The following is a 19,277-nucleotide window of genomic DNA, read 5'->3' on the forward strand; positions in this document are numbered from 1 at the left end:
TATGATAGATTTATCAATATTTAAAACTCAGTATCAAGCACTACAAGATTCAATCAAGGTTATTTTTTTAAATAATCCAGAAGTAACTCAAACACTTGTATTGTCTAGAAGTGAGGGGATTGATCAATTACTTAAAGATATTTGGCAAAGCTTGAACCTTTCAAATCAGTTATGTTTGGTGGCTGTTGGTGGTTATGGTAGAAGCGAATTGCATCCGTATTCGGATATAGATTTGTTGATTTTAATTCCTGATGATGCGCATGATACCTATCAACAAAGTATTGCTAGCTTTTTAACATTTTTATGGGATGTGAATTTAGAAGTAGGACATGCAACTCGGGATTTAAAGGATTGTATTAGTGTGATTGATGATATTAGTGTGGTGACTAGTTTATTAGAATCTCGTGTTATTTTAGGTAAAGTATCTTTATTTTTAAAGATGAAGGCTGTGATTAAATCTAGCGTTTGGTCAAATCAATCATTTTTAGTTGAAAAGCAAAAAGAACAACACAATCGTCATCAAAATTTATCCAATACTGCCTATAATTTAGAACCAAACATCAAACAAAGTCCTGGCGGTCTAAGAGATATTCAAACAATTGTTTGGGTAGCAAAGTGGTATTTTGATGTCAATACTTTGTTTGAACTGGTCGATAAGCAATATTTAACAACGACTGAGTATGAGTTATTAAAAATATCACAACTGTTTTTATTTAAAGTCAGATTTGCACTGCATATTATCGCTAATCGACGTGAAGACAGGCTTGCATTTCAATATCAAAAATCTGTGGCAACCATGCTGGGTTATGTTGATGGAGATTCTTTGTCAGTTGAAGCTTTTATGAAGGATTATTATCAAACTGTGACTAGAGTGTCGCGCCTTAATGACATTTTGTTACAATTATTAGAAGATGAGATTTTAAATACACAACGTTTGAACAGTCGCTTTATGATTAGTTATGGTTATATTTATTCAATTAATGATCAAGTTTTTATTCAAACGCCATCTGCTTTTATGGAAATATTTTTACTCATTGCTAAGCATAATTATGTGCGTGGCATCAGTGCAAAAACGCTTAGACAAATGCAAAATAGCATTAGTTTAATTGATTTTCATTATTACAAAAAGCGCAAGAATAATCGCCTATTCATTGAGTTATTACAACAAAATCAAGGAGTTAATAAAGCGTTAAAACTCATGAATCGTTATGGTATTTTAGAGCACTATATTCCTACTTTTGGTAAGATTATGGGTCTAATGCAGTATGATTTATTTCATGCTTATACAGTGGATCAGCATACGTTGTTTGTGATTCGTAATTTGAGGCGTTTTTTTGTACCTGAGTTTGCTAAGGAATTTGCGCTTTGTAGCGAGATAGCACAAGGTATTCAAAAACCAGAATTATTATTATTGGCAGGGCTTTTTCATGATATTGCCAAGGGTAGAGATGGAGAACATGCTCAGTTGGGTGCAATTGATGTGCGTGAGTTTTGTCAGCATCATCAATTAAAAACGAGCGATACTGATTTGGTTTCAAAGTTAGTTGAAAAGCATTTACTCATGTCAGCGGTTGCGCAAAAGCAAGATATTAGTGATTTTGAAGTGATTGAGCATTTTGCTGAACAGGTGGTCACAATTAAATTTTTAGAATTTTTGTATTTATTAACAAACGCTGATATTCGTGCAACAAAAGACGATTTATGGAATAGTTGGAAAGACTCTTTACTAAAAAAACTATTTTATAATACCAAAAAATACCTAGAAAGTAATAATGATCAGCGCCCAAGTGTAGATCAAAGAGCACAAGGTATTAAACAAACTATTATTAAGGATTCTATTGCTCAAGGTTATCAAATTAGTGATGTTGAAAGGGTATTGTCAGCTTTACCTAAAGACTATTATGTGCGTTATGAAATTGATGATATTTTATGGCATTTGAGTTTTGCCATTAAAATAACTTCGGATAAGATTATCGTTAGTTCTAAAATTTCACAACACAATGTGGTTGATATTTTTGTGCTGTGTGATGATTTTAAAGGCTTATTCTTTAAATTAATTAGTATTCTTGAAAGACTGGGTCTTGATATTGTGGATGCTAAAATTTTAACCACAAAGAATGGAAGAGTGTATAACACGATTAGTGTTTTGCAAGATGCAGCTCTTAAACACATCAATATAAATCAAGAAATCAAAAATGATCTGGATAATTTTGATGTGAGCATAAGAACAACTCATGATATATACACATATCGACACTTTGATCATAAAATGAAAGTTAGCTTTAATGTGAATGAACAGTGGAACTTAACCCAATTAGAGATCAATGTGATTGATAAGCAAGGCATACTTTCTAATATTGCCTATGTTTTCTTTGAATTAGATATTTCATTAATTAATGCTAGAATTGCCACTATGGGGGAAAGGGTTGAAGATGTGTTTTTTATTAGCAATGCTAAAAATCAACCATTAAGTATGGTAGAACAATTAGCGCTTAAAGAGGCCTTGGAAGAAAGATTGTAAAAAAATATTATGCGAGTTAAATAATGATATAATCTCATGCAGTCAGCAGTCCTGCTATTTCTTTTTTTCATTATCAGAAAAACATTACAAAAAATATGAACGATAAAATTAAAGTAGTGACTGACGCTTCTTTTGAAGCAAATGTTGTTAACTCATCACAAGTGGTATTGGTAGATTTTTGGGCTGAGTGGTGCGGGTCATGCAAGGCATTAATGTCTGTATTAGATGAAATTGCTGATGAATATGATGGTAAAGTCATTATTACCAAAATTAATATAGATGAGAACGATCAAACATTATTAAAGTACGGTATTCACGGTATTCCAACGATGTTGTTATTTTCTGATGGTGTTGTTCAAGCAACTAAAATGGGTGCACTTTCAAAAGCGGAACTTAGTACATTTATTGATGCCAATATTTAAAAAATTAAATAACTGATTGTTTTTATTTTAAATACTTAGTTTAACAAAACCTTCTAGGCGTTTTAGGTACATATCCTCTAGTTAAGTAAAAATGCTTAGCCCTTAATATGGACACATTCATGAAATTATCAGAACTCAAAAAATTTAGCCCAGAAGAGTTATTAGAATTAGCACAATCTTTAGGTGCAGAAAATATTTCTAGAGCTAAAAAACAAACATTAATTTTTATTATTCTAAAAGCTAAAGCGGCTAATGATGAAGAAATATTGGGCGATGGTATTTTGGATGTGCTGCAAGATGGTTATGGTTTTTTAAGATCAAGTGATGATTCTTATACCTCGGGTGCAGATGATATTTATATTTCTCCTAATCAAATTAGACGCTTCAATTTATCAATCGGTGATTTAGTTTCAGGAAAAATTAGAGCACCTAAAAAAGGTGAAAAGTACTTTGCTTTGATTAAAGTATTGGAAGTGAATGGTGAAGATCCAAATAATGTCAAAAACAGGGTGCTGTTTGCCTCACCTACACCTATTCATCCTAATGAAAGACTCAATTTAGAAATTGGCAATGGTGGTACCGAAGATATTACTGCTAGAGTGATTGATCTTGTTGCACCATTTGGTAAAGGGCAAAGGGGCTTATTGGTTGCACCACCTAAGGCAGGTAAAACCATGATTATGCAGAATATAGCTACATCTATTTCAGTTAATCATACAGAATGTGAATTGATTGTGCTTTTAATTGATGAACGTCCTGAAGAAGTAACAGAAATGGCACGCACCGTACGTGGTGAAGTGATTGCTTCAACATTTGATGAGTCAGCAAAACGCCATGTGCAAGTCGCTGAAATGGTGATTCAAAAAGCTAAACGGCGTGCAGAGCAAGGTAAAGACGTGATTATTTTGTTAGATTCAATCACACGCTTAGCACGTGCCTATAATACGATTGCCCCTTCATCAGGGAAGGTATTAACAGGCGGTGTTGATGCTAATGCGCTACAACGTCCTAAACGTTTTTTTGGCGCAGCTAGAAACATTGAAAATGGTGGAAGCATTACCATTATTGCTACTGCATTGATTGATACCGGTTCAAAAATGGATGAAGTTATTTATCAAGAATTTAAAGGTACGGGTAATATGGAGCTTCATTTAGAAAAACGTTTGAGTGAGAAGAGAATTTTTCCAGCAATTAATATTAATGCTTCTGGTACACGTCGTGAAGAATTAATTACTAATGAAAAAGAATTACAAAAAATATGGATTTTGCGAAAAATCCTGCATCCTATGGACACTGTTGAGGCAGCTGAATTTTTAATTGATCGCTTAAAATTGACCAAAACAAATGATGAATTTTTCGCTTCAATGTCGCAAAAAAAGTAATAAATTGATTTTAAAAATCATTGTCTAATTATGCTGAGCACTTATCAATCACTTTAAGTATACTCAAGGAGACTACCACACCAACCTAATATAATTTATGAACTCCATAAACAGCATTTTTCTTTAAAAGTGCACTATTTCTTATCTCTCATGAGGCGCTAAAGAGTGTATTTTCTAAGTTGTACTGGGTTGGTGTAGTGATCTCTTAAAATATGAAACTCCCTCCTATAGTAATTAGAACTTTTAAATTACAAAATAGCATTCTAGCTAGGTACTTAATGCGTAATGTATCGGTGCTTTTGAGTGTGGTATTTATTGTGATTAGTTTGGTTGTTTTTGGTAACCAATTAGTGCTGATAATTAAAGAAACTTCAAAGGAAGGTATACCTATTGCAGACTTGTTGCCATTGGTTGGTTTGAATATGATTAGAGATGTTGTTCTAATTTTGTCTTTATCTTTGTTATTGGCTATTATTTTGAGTGTTAGTAAGCTTTACAAGGCTTCAGAAGCCATTGTGATGAACTCATTAGGCCTAGGTGACAAGCATTTTATGGTGTTCATTCAGCCGCTTGTTATTGTTATTGTTATTTTTATTTTTATTTTAACAACAGTTGTAGTGCCTTGGTCTAAGCAACAAAGAGGCTTGATTATGGAACGTAGTGAAAATACACCTGAATTTTCTTTTATTAAAAAAAACGAGTTTCAAGAGTTTAAAAATAATGATATTGTTTTTTACGCATCAAAGGTCAGTGATGCTGATAATGCTAAAGAACAAAATATGGAAGAGATTTTTATTTATACATTGGTCAATAATGAGCCAGTTATAACTTTAGCAAAGCAAGCTCAAAAATACACCAACTTTAACACCAACAGTGTGTATTTACGTCTTAAAAATGGTACACGTTATCATGGCTTTCCTTCGAATAAAAATAAAAAAATCTTAAATTTTAAACTATATGATTTGCAAATTATTGATGGTAAGATGCAAAAATCTATTAGTACAGTTACGAAAGTAGAATCAAAGTCGACGTTTGAATTGTTATTTTCTAACAAACTTACAGAAATAGCAGAGTTTCAATGGAGAATATCTCAGCCTTTGAGTATTTTAATATTATCAGTACTTGGTGTATTACTTGGAAAAACTTCCCCACGGAGTGGTAAAAATTTAGGCGTACTGGTTGGTGTTGTTATGTTTATTGTATATAATAACGTTTTATTAATTGCTAAATCAACCTTAGAGCGAGGAGAATCTTCGCCAATTGTTGGGCTATGGTGGGTGCATTTAGTGATGTTGTTGCTGATTTTTATTTTTTATAAATGGAATTAAGAATTTTTTGAAGTGTAAAATCGCCTTTTTTCTTTGAAGGAAAAAGTTTAATGTCATATCAACCTAATAAAGTCTTAGAGGTTTTTGATAATCCTAAAATTGAACGAGATTTTATCATTCAAATTAATATGCCAGAGTTTACGTGCTTATGCCCAAAAACAGGACAACCTGATTTTGCCACATTGCATTTTGCATATATTGCTGATAAAGCATGTATAGAATTAAAATCACTGAAAATGTATATTTGGTTGTATCGAAATGAGGGTGCATTTCATGAAGCAGTCACTAACCAAATTCTTGATGATTTGGTTCAAGTAAGCAATCCAAGATTCATACGCTTAAAAGCAATTTTTAATATTCGTGGAGGTGTTTATACAACCATAATTACTGAACATAAACAAAAAAACTGGACACCTAAAGCCAAAGTTGATTTATAGCACTTGAGCTAGTATTTTTTATGAAAGCTATTCATCAAAGTATTAAGTTTGATAAAAAACTTCTAGACAAAGACGCTTTAAGGGTTATTAATGTTATTAATAAAGCAGGATTTAAAGCCTATCTAGTAGGTGGCTGTGTTAGAGATTTACTCTTAAATTTAAAGCCAAAAGATTTTGATATTGCAACTAATGCTAAGCCAGAACAAGTGCATAAATTATTTAAACGCTCACGTTTAATTGGTAGGCGATTTCGTTTAGTACACGTTGTGTTTTCAGCACGTAAATTTATTGAAGTGGCTACTTTTAGGTCGGGTAAGGTGCAAACCGCTAAAAACGGTGTTGTTATTCGTGATAATTGCTATGGTAATATTGAAGACGATGTTGTGCGTAGGGACTTTAATATTAACGCGCTTTATTATGATATTAAAACACAAGAAATTATTGATTATGTGGGCGGACTTGAGGATATAAAAGCGAAAGAAATGCATATTATTGGCAATCCAGGTATAAGGTTTGAGCAAGATCCAGTGCGCATGATTAGAGCTATTAGGTTTCAAACTAAATTAGAGTTCCAATTGAGTTATGAAATTAAGTCGGCTATTTTTGAACAAGCATCACTTCTTGGTAATATTTCTACAGTGCGTTTGTATGAAGAGTGTATTAAATTGTTTCATAATGAGTATGGGTTTGAAGTGTATGAGCGCTTAGAAAAATATGGTTTATTAAAATATTTATTTAAACAAACTCATAAGAATGAATTTATCAAAAAGGCCTTGTTAAACACATCGGATAGAATTAAAAAAAATCAATCTGTCACGCCTGTATTTTTATTTGCTGTATTTTTATGGCGGGCCTATAATGAGCGTTTTATTGCGCTTAAAAAGAAACAAAGTTGCTCGTCTTTAGCAATGAAACAGGCTTCTGAGGAGGTGATTATTAATCAAATTAAACAAGTTTCGTTACCCAGGTGGTTAAGTGCTATAATTAAGGATATTTGGCTAATGCAATCAAGATTGGAAAAAATGCAACCAAAAAAAGTCAAAGTATTACTAAGCAATCCACGTTTTAGAATGGCATACGATTTTTTATTATTACGCTCTATGAGCATTAACCCAGAATTAGTTGAAGCGGCTAAATTTTGGACCAAAGCCCAACAGTGAAATCAGTTTTAATTACAGGCTATTTAAGTGGTATTGGCTTATGTTTAGCTAAAGGATTAAAGCAAAAAGGCTATCGAATATTTACCACTGTCAAAAGTAATGGGGATATTAAAAAGTTAAAAAACTTTTGTCTTCTTATGTATCCATTCAACGTGTTATGAATCATGTTTATGAAAAATTTGATTAATATAATGGTACTTAACCAATGTATTTGTCTTGCATGAATTAACTAACTTGATGTTAGCAAAAATAAAAGCTAACAATCAAGACAGAATTATTTATTTAAGTTTAGTTTTATATTTTGTGGCAATGCCTTTTATGGGGTTTCGTATAACGCCTCTAAATTTTCCATTAAAAGTTTAATCGATACATTAAAAACTGGGATTATCAAATATCAAATACCAACATCCAGAAGGTTGATTGAGCCTAAGTTTAGAAAAAATATTGACATAGACGCTAGTGATTATCACAGCTACCAGTAAATGATTAAGCGTCTAAATACTGATAAATTAGCCGTTTATACTTTGCTTACAAATTTGGGTTACTTTTTAAATTAAATTATTTTCTATACTTGAAAAAATACTATCAATAAAAATAATAGATAAAATACTAAAAAAACAAGTAGTTGAGGAAAAGGTAAAATGGCAAAAAAATTTGATTTTAATCAGGGTTTAATCGATTTAGAAAAAATTGTAAAAACCATGGAATCTGGTGATTTAAGCCTTGAGAATTCGCTTGATTACTTTTCTAAAGGTGTGGCGTTAACCAAGCTATGCCAAAGTGCATTAAATGAAGCAGAACAAAAAATTTTTATGCTAACTGAGCAAGATAATTATACAAACGAAAATCCATTAAAGGATTTGTAAGATTTTGTACTACTCTAAGCGTTAAATATCGAACTAGGGTTTTTAAGAAATGGATTTTAATATTTACATCACAAGGGTTAATGCTAAATTAGACCAACACTTATCAGCACAAGGTTCTTTGGCTAAAGCAATACGCTATAGCACACTAGCTAATGGTAAACGCTTTAGACCTATTCTTGCTTATTGTGTTGCTAATATTTTTAACACAAATTTAAATTTGGTCGATTCCAGCAGTTGTGCTGTTGAATTTATTCATACTTATTCTTTAATTCATGACGATTTACCAGCCATGGATGATGATGATATACGTCACAATCAGCCAGTTTGTCACAAACGCTTTGGTGAAGCTCAAGCAATTTTAGCAGGTGATGGGTTGCAAGCATTAGCATTTGAAGTATTGGTTAATGATGATTTAATTAGTGCTGATATCAAAATTGAGTTGTTAAAGTCTTTGACTCACGCCTCATTTGAAATGGTAGAAGGTCAAGCAATTGATTTATCTATTATTGCAAAACAGGTGAATATTGCAACGCTAGAAACCATGCACCGAAAAAAAACAGGGGCACTACTAAGCTGTGCAGTTAATTTGGGGGCAATCGTTTCTAAAATGTGCAATAATAAGGACAGCGTTATTCTAAATACTTTCTCTAAGGATATTGGTTTGGCGTATCAAATTCAAGATGATGTGCTTGATATTGAAACGCCTGATGCGTTATTAGGTAAAAATCAATATTCTGATGAGTGTAAAGACAAACCCACCTATCCATCTTTATTGGGTTTGGATAAATCAAAACTTACCTATAAGAATTTATACAAAAAAGCCAGTGACGATTTGGGTTTGTTAAGTGTAGATGCGACAGAATTACAACAATTAACGGCTAATTTACAAACAAGATTGTTTTAAAATTGAACTAAGATACTACCCCAACTAAAGCCAGCACCAATCCCTTCAAATAATAGACTGTCACCTTTTTTAATGCGACCATCCCTAACTGCTGTATCAAGTGCCAATGGAATAGAAGCGGCAGAAGTGTTGCCATGATTTTCAAGGGTAACAATGACCTTGTTTATTGGGATTTTTATACGTTTGATAACGGCTGATATAATACGAATATTAGCCTGATGTGGCACCATCCAATCTAACTTGTCTGAGTTTAAATTGGCCTCTTTAAGTGTATCTTCTGCCAAAGAAGATAAACGGTTTACGGCAATTTTAAAAACTTCATTGCCAGACATTTCAATAAAGCCAATTTCATTAATATAATTATTACTAACTTGGAGTGAAGATAAGTAACTACCATCACTGAATAGTTTTGAGTGCAAGATACCAGTATCATTACTACCGCTTAACACCACCGCACCAGCACCATCACCAAATAAAACTGCAGTGGAGCGGTCATTCCAATTAACAATTCTTGATAAGGTTTCACTACCAACCACTAATACTTTATTAGCAGCGCCAGTTTTGATATATTGCTCAGCTGTGGTTAGTGCAAAGATAAAGCCTGCACAAACGGATTGTAAATCAAACGCAGGACATGAAGCACCAATTGCAGTTTGTAGCATAGTTGCTGTTGCAGGAAAAATTTTATCAGGTGTGGTGGTTGCTAGAATAATCAAATCTAAGTCTTTAGCATCAATACCAGCCATTTGAAGTGCATGATTGGCCGCTTTTTCGGCTAAATTACAAGTTGTTTCATTAGTAACTTTATGCCTTTGTTTAATGCCTGTACGTGTGATAATCCACTCATTTGTTGTATCAATAGTTTTTGATAAATCATCGTTGGTGACAATAGTGGATGGTAGGTAACTACCCGTACCAATGATTCTTGCAAATTTATTCATTGTGTTCTAATTCTTTTGAAATTTGAAGTGATATTTTGTCGCTGATTTTAGCATGAGCCTCAACGTAGGCTTCAGTAATCGCTGCTAAAAATGAATCAACATTTGCACTACCATGACTTTTAACAACAATACCTTGAAGCCCTAATAAGGAGGCACCATTATATTTACCAGGGTTTAAGCTAGATTTAAAATCTCTAAGTACGGGGGTTGCGATTAAGGCAACTAGTTTGGTTAATAGGTTTCGAGTAAATGCTTGTTTTAGATAGTATCCCATCATTAAAACCACACCTTCACTGGCTTTTAGTGCAATATTACCTTCAAAACCATCACAAACAATTAAATTTACTGTGCCTTTGTAAATATCATCACCTTCGACAAATCCTACATAATTCAGGTTAGAAGCTTTTAGTAACTCAGCAGTTTTTTTGATTTTTTCACTACCTTTCATGTCCTCTTCACCAATATTGAGAAGGCCAATAGTAGGTGATACAATATTTTCTATGTGTTTGACAGCAATTGAGCCCATTGTTGCAAATTCAATCAAGGCTTCAGGCTTTGAATCAACATTAGCACCCAAATCAAGCATGTGTGTATGTCCAATCATGGTTGGCATACGACCCATAATAGCAGGGCGGTCAATACCTTTAATGGTTCTTAATACAAAACGAGAAATGGCCATGAGTGCGCCAGTATTACCCGCACTAACGCAGGCATTTACTTTAAGTGTTTTGACTAGATTAATTGCAACACGCATAGAAGAATCTTTCTTTTTGCGTAATGCAATTGCTGGAGATTCGTTCATTAGCACAACCTCACTTGCGTGAATAATTGTATATCTTGAGCTAAATGTATTTGATAAATGTTTATTTAATTCAGCTTTGATGCTAGACTCATCACCCACGAAATACAAATATAAATCCTGAAATACATCTAATGCTTTAATACCTGCTTTAATAGTAACAGATATGCCATAATCTCCCCCTGAGGCATCAATTGATACCTTTATTGTCATGGGATTTAAGCGTTTATTTCTTGAATATCTTGCGTTTTTTTGATTACTTTTTTACCACGGTAATAACCGTCAACTGTAATGTGATGACGCAAGTGAATTTCACCCGTTTCTTGATCTTCTGACAATGTAGGATTTGTTAGTGCATTATGTGAGCGACGCATACCTCTTTTTGAGGGGGTTTTTCTACTTTTTTGTACAGCCATTTTCTTATTCCTTAGATTATTTGTGTGAGTTTTTTAATTGTTTTAATATCGCAAAAGGATTATGTTTCTCTTGCTTTATACGTTCTTTATCTTGGTACGATTGACATTTGTGTGGATGCATCGGACTCATTGGAATGGATATTAGCACCTCATCCGTTATAAATTCAATGGTTGAAAATGCCTCATCAGCATTAAGAATTGTCTCAAAGCTTGAATCTAGTGTCTCTCCCTGTTGTTCATTTTTCAAAAATCCAAGTTTAAAACTAGGGCTTAAACGAAGATTTACCTTATTTAAACAGCGCTGGCAATTAACCATAGCATTTAGTTTAACAACACCTTCAATACAAGGAATTGAATTGTTTTCAATATAAAAACTTAATTCTACTTTCATTTCATCATCAATATTGCTAAGTAATTTTTTCATTCTAGGAAAATCTTTCACTTGATATATATGTGAAAAATTTAATCCTTTTTTAGAAAAATTAAATAACTTTATAGTGTCTGGTATTCCTTGCATCAACCTTTACCAAAAAAAACAACCTGATCATTCTACCAAAAAATAGCTAATAATTTTATTCTTTATAGAAAAAAAATTATTCAAGCAGATTGTTGACTTGGCCGTACTTTTTCTTTTGAAGATGTATTAATTAGCTTATTTATCAAATTGTTGTAATTGATTATGTTGATTTGATAAGCACTTACAGCATCAATATAATCTAACTGAAATTGTTTTTTCTCATATTAGTGTGTTCAATTAATTTTTTTATTTTTATGCTTTATATTCCTTACAGATATTGTTAATAAACCAAATTTTTTCTGATAGCTTGCCAAGATTAAAAATTGTTCAATGTTTGCCTAAGTAGTCTTCTTATTATTCATAAAAGAGAGTTTTTATAGGTCAGGTTCAATATATTTCGATAATTGAAGTAATAATAATTTCTGTAGTTATAAAGCCCATAGCTATCATAAGAATTGAATTGCTTATTTCTTTTTAGGTTTTCGTTCGATAGTTAGTGCCTAATTAACCTTGCTTTTCAATCAGAAAATTTATATTTATTATTGTCCCACTCTGTTTTTAAAATTTTAAAGATCTTTTCTTGTTGTAATAAAGTAATTATTTTTTGATTAAATTTCTCTGTGCCTAAGTTTAATATACTAAAAAGTGTTAGTAGAGTGCTTAGTCCAATAATGTACTTTTTACAATGAGGGCAGGAGAGAATCGAGAGAAGGAAGTGTTGAATTAAAATTTTTCACTTTGTTTTTGAGTCCAATTTCTAATATTTTGAGTTAATTCTTTGACGGATTTTTCTTTTATATTAATTGGTTTTCCAATAATCACAGTGATAGTACCGGGGGTTTTTATGAAACTACCTTTGGGCCATATTGCGCCAGCATTGTGATAAACAGGTATGACATTACAAGAGGTTTTTTTAGCAATAGCTATAGCGCCATTTTGATACCGCCCTAATTTTTTATAGGGTTGGCGAGTGCCTTCTGGAAAAATTACCACAAAAATACCTTTTTTTAGTCGAGCCTTTCCTTCCTTTATAATTGTTTTTAACGCTTTTAATTTTTTGTCACGATTAATGACGATAGGTTTGAGTAACGCCAATCCCCAGCCAAAAAATGGTATCCATAATAATATTTGTTTAAGTACCCAAGTTTGCGGTGGAAATATTTGCTGAAATCCAAGTGTTTCCCAGGTAGATTGATGGTTAGAAATAATCACACAAGGTTTAGATGGAATATTTTCTTTGCCAATTACTTGAAGCTTGACATCAAGTGTGAATGCCAACCACCATAAGCAAAACATTGACCACTTAGATAAAATAGCGTAGCGAAACTTAAATGGCAAGAAGAACAAAATTAATGTAGTGGTTGCTAAAATTATCAAGGTAATAAATGAGCCTAAAAAATACAATAATGATCTAAAAAACAGCATGAGGAATTGCGAGCGTAAACGTTATAATTTATAATTCTAGAATTTTAACTGATAGAGATTGTAATATGAGTATTAACACCATTTTATTTGACTTAGATGGCACGCTAATTGACACCGCGCCTGATTTGGCTTATGCATTAAATATGTTACTTAAATATAATGGTCTAAGTAAAAAACCTTATGAAAAAATCAAGCCTCTAATCACGTTAGGATGCAAAGAATTAATTAAATTTGGCTTTGATTGTGATGAGTTTCATCCTGATTTTATTGATAGGCATCAAAAAATATTAAATATTTATAAGAATAATATTAGTCAATTTTCTAAAACATTTTCAGGTATTGATGCATTTATTAAAACCATTAAAACTAGGCAGATGTTTTGGGGGGTGGTTACCAATAAGCCTGAAAATTTGACTCATCTATTGTTAGAAAAACTTGATATAAATCCTGATGTGGTGGTTTGTGGTGATATATTAGCATTTAACAAGCCACATCCAGCGCCGTTATTGTATGCTTGCGCACAATTGGCGATTAATCCAAATCAATGTTTATTTGTGGGTGATGATAAAAATGACATGTTGGCAGGACAAAATGCCAATATTAAAACTGTAGCTGTTACTTATGGTTATTCAGAGGTGAAAAGAGATTGGCATTATGATTATTTAATTAACCAAGCAGAAGAATTATTGGCGTTAATATAGTGGATATACTAAGTTTATTATTGGGATTGACTATTGGTGTAGTGGTTGTTTATTTCTATTTGAACGCCCGATTGCAGACACTAAAATCTGATAAAATTCGTCTTGAAGTGTGTCTGGATGAAAAAATCAAGTCTTATGAAAATCAAATTGATTTAATTAATATTGCCAAAGTGCAGATAAGCAAAGATTTTAAAGCCATAGCGGGTGATATTTTGGTAAAAAATCGCTATGATTTGAGTATTAAAAATTCTGAATTGTTAACCCCTTTACAAGTGCAACTTAAAGAATTTAGAGATAAAATTGAAACAATTACTAGCGAGCAAATTAAAGAAAGAGCAACTCTATCTGTGCAGATAGAAAATTTGAAAAAAACCAGTATTGAAATACAAGAGACCACACAAAATTTAACCAATGCTTTGACTTATGACAACAAGCAACAAGGCGATTGGGGTGAGATGATTTTAAGTTCTATTTTATCTAGTTCTGGCTTACGAGAAGGGTATGAATTTGACGTACAAAAACAGTTTAAGAATGAATCAGGTGAGATACTTAAGCCTGATGTGGTTTTACATCTTCCTGAAGAAAAAGACATTATTGTTGATTCAAAAGTTTCGTTAAAGGCTTATAACGATTATATTACTAATCAGTCGAACAAACAATTGCTTAAAGCACATGTAGCCTCTATTGAAGCGCATATTAATGGTATTAGTATTAAAGAGTATGAGAATTTACAAGACGTACTAACGCTTGATTTTATTTTTGTGTTTATCCCAATTGAATCTGCACTTTTGATAGCGCTTGAGAAAAAGCCAGGCTTATTCACCATGGCATTGAAAAAGAACATTGTTTTAGTATCACCTTCAACGTTGATGATGAGTCTTAAAACTGTGCATCATATTTGGCAAACTGAGCGTCAAAATCAAAATTCTGAAGAAATTGCACGTCAAGCAGGTGCGATGTATGACAAATTATTTGGCTTTATCCAATCAATGGATGATATTGAGAAGCACCTTGATAAGGCCTCTAAAAGTTACAAAAAAGCCAGGGCTAAACTCTCTGATGGTAAGGGTAATCTTATTGGTCGTGCTAAAAAATTAAAAGAATTAGGCGTTCAAAGTAAAAAGAAACTAAATTAATGGAAATTTCAACTAATTATTCAATTACTAAAGGTGAATTAAGGGACAAAGTTATTTTAGTGACAGGTGCAAACCGTGGCTTTGGCAGAGCAATAACACTGAATCTTGCCAAAGCAGGTGCAAGCGTTATTATGCTAGGACGTGATTTAGGCTCGCTAGAAAGCACTTATGATGAAGTGTTAGATTTGGGCTATCAAGAGCCTATTCTTTATCCGCTTGATTTAGAAGGCGCGACCCCTGAACATTATAAGCAGTTACAAAAGGATATTTTGGATAGTTTTGAGCAACTTGATGGGCTTATTCATAATGCTAGTATTATTGGCACAATGATGCCAATTGAACAATATGATATTAAATTATGGTATTCAACTATGCAAATTAATGTTAATGCACCTTTTATGCTCACCCAAGCGTTAATTCCTGCACTTAATAAATCAAGTGATGCTCGTATTTTGTTTTTGTCTTCATCAGTAGGACGTTTTGCCAAAGCATACTGGGGTGCATATAGTGTGAGTAAATTTGCCATTGAAGGCATGAGTAAAACCTTATCTGAAGAATTAGAAAAAACCAATATCCAGGTAAATTCACTTAATCCAGGGCGGATGCGTACCAAAATGCGACAAATTGCTTATCCTGCTGAAAATGCAGATAATAATCCATTACCTGAGATAAAAAGCCCAGCGATTGTATATCTAATGAGCAAAAAAGCTAAAAAACTAAATGGAAAACAACTTATTTTATCTAGCGTTTAATGAAATTTAAAACTTTATTTTTTAACGTTGCAAATCAGCCGTTAAATGTGGATGAATGGTTTTTAAAATGGCCTTAAAAACTTGGTCATTTCCAGCCACCACGTTGCCTGTTTTTAGGTATTTATCTCGTCCTGAAAAGTCACCTACAAAACCGCCAGCTTCTTTGACTAAAAGCACACCAGCAGCAATATCCCAAATATTAAGCTCAATTTCCCAAAAGCCATCTAGACGACCCGCGGCCAAATAAGCTAAATCAAGTGCAGCAGAGCCAGCACGGCGAATGCCAGCAACTTTTGGGTGAATAGCTTTAAACATATTTAAATAAGCATCTAAATACTGTGGCGTTTTGAATGGAAAACCTGTGCCGATTAATGTATTTTCAAAACCATTGGTATGAGTGGTACGAATTCTTTGTTCATTTAAATAAGCACCTTCGCCTTTAGAGGCGGTAAACAACTCTTCTTTAAAAGGGTCATATACTACGGCGTGTGTCGGTTCATTATTTTCATACAAGGCAATGGATACTGCATATTGTGGAAAACCATGCAAATAATTAGTTGTGCCATCTAATGGGTCAATAATCCATTGAAAACGATTGTTACTTAAAATTTCACCATTTTCTTCACCTAATATTGAATGATTGGGAAAGGCGTATTTTAACTCGTCTATAATAGCACCTTCAGCGGCTTTGTCCACTTCGGAAACAAAGTCATGAATTGCTTTATTTTCAATCGTTAAAAGGTCAATTTGATTGTGATATCTTAAGATAATGTCGCCAGCTTTTCGAGCGGCTTTAACGGTAATATTAAGCGTAGGATGCATAACAGAAAATAAAATGAAAAAAGAAATGGATTATACCTTTGATAACGTACGTGTGGTTATGGTTAATACTACTGAGCCTGGAAATATCGGTGCAGCAGCCCGTGCGATGAAAAATATGAGTCTATCGTATTTGTATTTGGTTAATCCAAAAGGCTATCCATCAGCCATAGCCACAGCTAGGGCTAGTGGTGCAGATGACGTGCTTTCAAATGCCGTAGTTTGTGAGTCTCTAAAAGAAGCTTTGCAAGGTGTATATTTAGTGATTGGTGCTAGTGCGCGTCAACGTAATATTAAATGGCGGCAAATGGATGTTGTGGGTGCTTGCAGTGAAATTCAAAAAACCATTATGGCTGAAAGCCAAAAAGTTGCGGTGATATTTGGTACAGAAAGAACAGGATTGACTAATGAGGAATTAGACTTGTGTCAAATACTCATGACTATTCCTGGCAATTCTCATTATTTTTCTTTAAATGTTGCATCAGCCATTCAGGTATTTGCCTATCAAAATTACGTTTACAACACCACAATTGAATTTAAAAAAAGTACTAATAAATTGGCCAACTTTGACGAATTAGAAAATTTTTACGCACACCTTGCTCAAGTGTTAGAATATATTGAATATTTTGAAGATAAGCGTCCAAAAGCTTTGTTAATGCGTCGTTTGCGTCGTTTTTTTACTAGAGCGATGCCTGAAAAAGAAGAAGTGGCAATTTTTAGAGGTATTTTTAGAAACATTAAGCCTTTTAAAAAACTATAAAAACTCTATTTTCCAGGCTTTTATAGTTAATCTAAAACTGATTAATTAATCAGTTTATTTATACGCTTTACGAATTCAGCTGGATCTTTAAGTTGTACACCTTCTGATAAAACGGCTTGATCAAATAAAACTTTTACTAAGTCTTCATCAATTTTGGTTTTAAGTTTTTTAACCAGTGGATGGTTTGGATTGATTTCAAGAATTGGCTTAGTGTCTGGTACGTCTTGACCTAAGGATTTCATGATTCTTTCCATGTTACCACCCATTTCATTTTCATCAACCACTAAACAGGAGGGGGAGTCACTAAGACGAGAAGATACTTTAATTTCTTTAACCTGAGTATCAAGAATTTTCTGCATTTTTTCAATAACTTTTTCAAAGTTTTTAGAAACTTCCTCTTTGGCTTTCTTTTCCTCTTTAGAATCAAGACCCTCTAAGTCACCTTTGGTTATTGATTTCAGCGGAACATCTTCAAATTTTCCAAAATTATTCACCATCCACTCATCAACACGGTCAGACAGTAGTAGCACTTCAATATCTTTTTGGTTAAAAATTTCTAAATGTGGCGAACCTTTGGCAGCTTCATAAGTTTCAGCAGTGATGTAATAAATTGCTTTTTGGTCTTTTTGCATACTTTTTACATAGCACTCAAGCGTTGCTGTTTGTGCAGCACTTTCACTTTTATTAGTGGTAAAGCGTAAAAGTTTTGCAATTTTGTCTTTATTGGCAAAGTCTTCAACCACACCTTCTTTCATAACCATGCCAAATTCTTGCCAAAATTTTTCATAATCTTCAGGTTTATTTTTAGCCATTTTTTCTAATTCTTTTAAAACTCTACTGACTGAGGCTTTGCGGATAGTGTCAACTACTTTGTTGCCTTGTAAAATTTCACGAGAAACATTTAACGGTAAATCAGCCGTATCAATCACGCCTTTAACAAAGCGCAAATACAAAGGCATTAGGGCTTCATTATCCTCCATAATAAACACACGTTTGGCATAAAGCTTAATGCCACCTTTGCGCTTAGGTTCCCACATATCATGAGGGGCTTTTGATGGGATGAATAACAATGAAGTATAGTCTATATTGCCTTCAACTCTATTGTGTAACTGTGTTAGCGGTGCTTCAAAATCATAAGTGAGTGATTTATAAAACTCATCATAATTTTCCTGTTTAAGATCGCGTTTATCTTGACTCCAAAAAGCATTGGCCTTATTAATACGCTCATACTCTATGTCTTTGCCATCTTCACTGGCTTTAATCATCATAATTGGCACGGTGATGTGGTCTGAGTATTTTGAGATAATACCACGTAAGCGATAATCATCTAAAAATTCTTTTTCATCTTTTTTGATGTGTAGTGTCACTGAAGTACCGAAATTTAAACAATTAACTCTTTCTATTGAATATTTTCCCTTACCAGTAGAGGTCCATTTTGTACCTTTTTTACTTTTACTACCAGCTTTTCTAGTAATTAACTCAACTTTGTCAGCAACAATAAAACTAGAATAGAATCCTACGCCAAATTGGCCAATTAAGTTAGAGTCTTTTGTTTGTTTTTCATCTAAGCTTTTTAAGAATTTTTTAGTGCCAGAATTGGCAATGGTGCCGATGTTTTTATTAACTTCTGCTTCAGTCATGCCTATGCCATTGTCAGTAATGGTAATTGTGCTGGCATCCTTATTTGTATTAATGTGAATTTGTAACTCTTCTTTACCTTCGATCAAAGTATCATCTGATAAGGATTTAAATTTTAATTTATCAACCGCATCAGAGGAGTTAGAAACCAACTCACGCAAGAAAATTTCTTTATTTGAGTATAAAGAATGAATCATCAAATCTAATAGTTGCGAAACTTCCGTTTGAAACGTATGTATTTGTTTTTCTGCCATTTTTTATTCCTGTTTTGTGCGTGAAATATATCAATATGGGTGAATTACAAAAAAACAAGGGTTATTTTGTATAAACAAATTACTAATCTTGTTTAATAT

Annotated in this window: 19 protein-coding genes; 12 read left to right on the top strand and 7 right to left on the bottom strand. The window is 33.0% G+C overall.

The window, feature by feature from the left end:
* The first annotated feature begins 1 nt into the window (after position 1).
* The 8 genes from glnD (at position 2) to RMAG_RS02415 (ending at position 9,020) form a co-directional block, all read left to right on the top strand.
* Positions 2-2,521: a [protein-PII] uridylyltransferase gene (gene glnD / locus RMAG_RS02380; RefSeq protein ID WP_011737856.1), complete on the top strand. Its 2,520-nt coding sequence runs from the start codon at positions 2-4 to the stop codon at positions 2,519-2,521.
* Between the two features lie 95 nt (positions 2,522-2,616).
* The gene (gene trxA / locus RMAG_RS02385; protein WP_011737857.1) at positions 2,617-2,943 is read left to right on the top strand and encodes a thioredoxin TrxA; all 327 of its coding nucleotides are present in this window, start codon (positions 2,617-2,619) and stop codon (positions 2,941-2,943) included.
* A gap of 119 nt (positions 2,944-3,062) precedes the next feature.
* On the top strand, positions 3,063-4,325 hold the full coding sequence (gene rho / locus RMAG_RS02390) for a transcription termination factor Rho (protein ID WP_024792294.1): 1,263 nt from the start codon (positions 3,063-3,065) through the stop codon (positions 4,323-4,325).
* 212 nt (positions 4,326-4,537) lie between these two features.
* Complete coding sequence (gene lptF, locus RMAG_RS02395) at positions 4,538-5,653, top strand: LPS export ABC transporter permease LptF (protein ID WP_011737859.1); 1,116 nt, start codon at positions 4,538-4,540, stop codon at positions 5,651-5,653.
* A 50-nt stretch (positions 5,654-5,703) separates the two neighbouring features.
* On the top strand, positions 5,704-6,090 hold the full coding sequence (queF, locus tag RMAG_RS02400) for a preQ(1) synthase (RefSeq protein ID WP_011737860.1): 387 nt from the start codon (positions 5,704-5,706) through the stop codon (positions 6,088-6,090).
* Between the two features lie 20 nt (positions 6,091-6,110).
* Positions 6,111-7,250 carry a polynucleotide adenylyltransferase PcnB gene (pcnB, locus tag RMAG_RS02405; RefSeq protein WP_011737861.1) on the top strand — a complete coding sequence of 380 codons (1,140 nt, stop codon included), beginning with the start codon at positions 6,111-6,113 and terminating at the stop codon, positions 7,248-7,250.
* Positions 7,251-7,891: 641 nt separating this feature from the next.
* Complete coding sequence (locus tag RMAG_RS02410) at positions 7,892-8,116, top strand: exodeoxyribonuclease VII small subunit (protein WP_011737862.1); 225 nt, start codon at positions 7,892-7,894, stop codon at positions 8,114-8,116.
* Between the two features lie 49 nt (positions 8,117-8,165).
* On the top strand, positions 8,166-9,020 hold the full coding sequence (locus tag RMAG_RS02415) for a polyprenyl synthetase family protein (RefSeq protein WP_011737863.1): 855 nt from the start codon (positions 8,166-8,168) through the stop codon (positions 9,018-9,020).
* Here RMAG_RS02415 and RMAG_RS02420 read toward each other — a convergent pair.
* The 5 genes from RMAG_RS02420 to RMAG_RS02440 form a co-directional block, all read right to left on the bottom strand.
* Positions 9,017-9,961, bottom strand: a complete 945-nt coding sequence (locus tag RMAG_RS02420; protein ID WP_011737864.1) for a beta-ketoacyl-ACP synthase III — start codon at positions 9,959-9,961, stop codon at positions 9,017-9,019. The genes RMAG_RS02415 and RMAG_RS02420 overlap by 4 nt on opposite strands.
* Positions 9,954-10,973, bottom strand: a complete 1,020-nt coding sequence (plsX, locus tag RMAG_RS02425; RefSeq protein WP_011737865.1) for a phosphate acyltransferase PlsX — start codon at positions 10,971-10,973, stop codon at positions 9,954-9,956. The genes RMAG_RS02420 and plsX overlap by 8 nt, the downstream gene beginning before the upstream one ends.
* Positions 10,974-10,978: 5 nt before the next feature.
* Positions 10,979-11,176: a 50S ribosomal protein L32 gene (rpmF, locus tag RMAG_RS02430; protein WP_011737866.1), complete on the bottom strand. Its 198-nt coding sequence runs from the start codon at positions 11,174-11,176 to the stop codon at positions 10,979-10,981.
* A gap of 16 nt (positions 11,177-11,192) precedes the next feature.
* Positions 11,193-11,618 carry a YceD family protein gene (locus tag RMAG_RS02435; protein WP_236608574.1) on the bottom strand — a complete coding sequence of 142 codons (426 nt, stop codon included), beginning with the start codon at positions 11,616-11,618 and terminating at the stop codon, positions 11,193-11,195.
* A 798-nt stretch (positions 11,619-12,416) separates the two neighbouring features.
* Positions 12,417-13,118: a lysophospholipid acyltransferase family protein gene (locus RMAG_RS02440; protein WP_011737868.1), complete on the bottom strand. Its 702-nt coding sequence runs from the start codon at positions 13,116-13,118 to the stop codon at positions 12,417-12,419.
* A gap of 65 nt (positions 13,119-13,183) precedes the next feature.
* Between RMAG_RS02440 and RMAG_RS02445 the strand changes: the two genes are divergently transcribed.
* Genes RMAG_RS02445 through RMAG_RS02455 form a run of 3 tightly spaced genes read left to right on the top strand, consistent with a single transcriptional unit; the run spans position 13,184 to position 15,707 of the window.
* Positions 13,184-13,819, top strand: a complete 636-nt coding sequence (locus RMAG_RS02445) for an HAD family hydrolase (protein WP_011737869.1) — start codon at positions 13,184-13,186, stop codon at positions 13,817-13,819.
* Positions 13,819-14,955, top strand: a complete 1,137-nt coding sequence (locus tag RMAG_RS02450; protein ID WP_011737870.1) for a DNA recombination protein RmuC — start codon at positions 13,819-13,821, stop codon at positions 14,953-14,955. Before RMAG_RS02445 ends, RMAG_RS02450 begins: the two co-directional genes overlap by 1 nt.
* On the top strand, positions 14,955-15,707 hold the full coding sequence (locus tag RMAG_RS02455) for a YciK family oxidoreductase (RefSeq protein WP_011737871.1): 753 nt from the start codon (positions 14,955-14,957) through the stop codon (positions 15,705-15,707). The genes RMAG_RS02450 and RMAG_RS02455 overlap by 1 nt, the downstream gene beginning before the upstream one ends.
* Positions 15,708-15,728: 21 nt before the next feature.
* Here the strand turns inward: RMAG_RS02455 and RMAG_RS02460 are convergent, their stop codons facing one another.
* Positions 15,729-16,529, bottom strand: coding sequence for an inositol monophosphatase family protein (locus RMAG_RS02460; protein WP_011737872.1), 801 nt, complete (start codon positions 16,527-16,529; stop codon positions 15,729-15,731).
* Positions 16,530-16,542: 13 nt separating this feature from the next.
* Here RMAG_RS02460 and RMAG_RS02465 point away from each other — a divergent pair, with 13 nt between their 5' ends.
* Positions 16,543-17,286 carry an RNA methyltransferase gene (locus tag RMAG_RS02465; RefSeq protein WP_034416048.1) on the top strand — a complete coding sequence of 248 codons (744 nt, stop codon included), beginning with the start codon at positions 16,543-16,545 and terminating at the stop codon, positions 17,284-17,286.
* 41 nt (positions 17,287-17,327) lie between these two features.
* On the opposite strand, the gene htpG is transcribed toward RMAG_RS02465, so the two are convergent.
* On the bottom strand, positions 17,328-19,178 hold the full coding sequence (htpG, locus tag RMAG_RS02470; protein ID WP_011737874.1) for a molecular chaperone HtpG: 1,851 nt from the start codon (positions 19,176-19,178) through the stop codon (positions 17,328-17,330).
* Positions 19,179-19,277: the final 99 nt, after the last annotated feature.

Source organism: Candidatus Ruthia magnifica str. Cm (Calyptogena magnifica) (assembly GCF_000015105.1).
In the GTDB taxonomy this organism is placed as follows: domain Bacteria; phylum Pseudomonadota; class Gammaproteobacteria; order PS1; family Pseudothioglobaceae; genus Ruthia; species Ruthia magnifica.

Coding starts and splice junctions, on each gene's coding strand:
- glnD (WP_011737856.1), top strand. CDS start 2: ATGATAGATTTATCAATATTTAAAACTCAGTATCAAGCACTACAAGAT.
- RMAG_RS02455 (WP_011737871.1), top strand. CDS start 14,955: ATGGAAATTTCAACTAATTATTCAATTACTAAAGGTGAATTAAGGGAC.
- rho (WP_024792294.1), top strand. CDS start 3,063: ATGAAATTATCAGAACTCAAAAAATTTAGCCCAGAAGAGTTATTAGAA.
- plsX (WP_011737865.1), bottom strand. CDS start 10,973: ATGACAATAAAGGTATCAATTGATGCCTCAGGGGGAGATTATGGCATA.
- htpG (WP_011737874.1), bottom strand. CDS start 19,178: ATGGCAGAAAAACAAATACATACGTTTCAAACGGAAGTTTCGCAACTA.
- rpmF (WP_011737866.1), bottom strand. CDS start 11,176: ATGGCTGTACAAAAAAGTAGAAAAACCCCCTCAAAAAGAGGTATGCGT.
- queF (WP_011737860.1), top strand. CDS start 5,704: ATGTCATATCAACCTAATAAAGTCTTAGAGGTTTTTGATAATCCTAAA.
- lptF (WP_011737859.1), top strand. CDS start 4,538: ATGAAACTCCCTCCTATAGTAATTAGAACTTTTAAATTACAAAATAGC.
- RMAG_RS02445 (WP_011737869.1), top strand. CDS start 13,184: ATGAGTATTAACACCATTTTATTTGACTTAGATGGCACGCTAATTGAC.
- RMAG_RS02410 (WP_011737862.1), top strand. CDS start 7,892: ATGGCAAAAAAATTTGATTTTAATCAGGGTTTAATCGATTTAGAAAAA.
- RMAG_RS02465 (WP_034416048.1), top strand. CDS start 16,543: ATGAAAAAAGAAATGGATTATACCTTTGATAACGTACGTGTGGTTATG.
- RMAG_RS02420 (WP_011737864.1), bottom strand. CDS start 9,961: ATGAATAAATTTGCAAGAATCATTGGTACGGGTAGTTACCTACCATCC.
- RMAG_RS02440 (WP_011737868.1), bottom strand. CDS start 13,118: ATGCTGTTTTTTAGATCATTATTGTATTTTTTAGGCTCATTTATTACC.
- pcnB (WP_011737861.1), top strand. CDS start 6,111: ATGAAAGCTATTCATCAAAGTATTAAGTTTGATAAAAAACTTCTAGAC.
- RMAG_RS02460 (WP_011737872.1), bottom strand. CDS start 16,529: ATGCATCCTACGCTTAATATTACCGTTAAAGCCGCTCGAAAAGCTGGC.
- trxA (WP_011737857.1), top strand. CDS start 2,617: ATGAACGATAAAATTAAAGTAGTGACTGACGCTTCTTTTGAAGCAAAT.
- RMAG_RS02415 (WP_011737863.1), top strand. CDS start 8,166: ATGGATTTTAATATTTACATCACAAGGGTTAATGCTAAATTAGACCAA.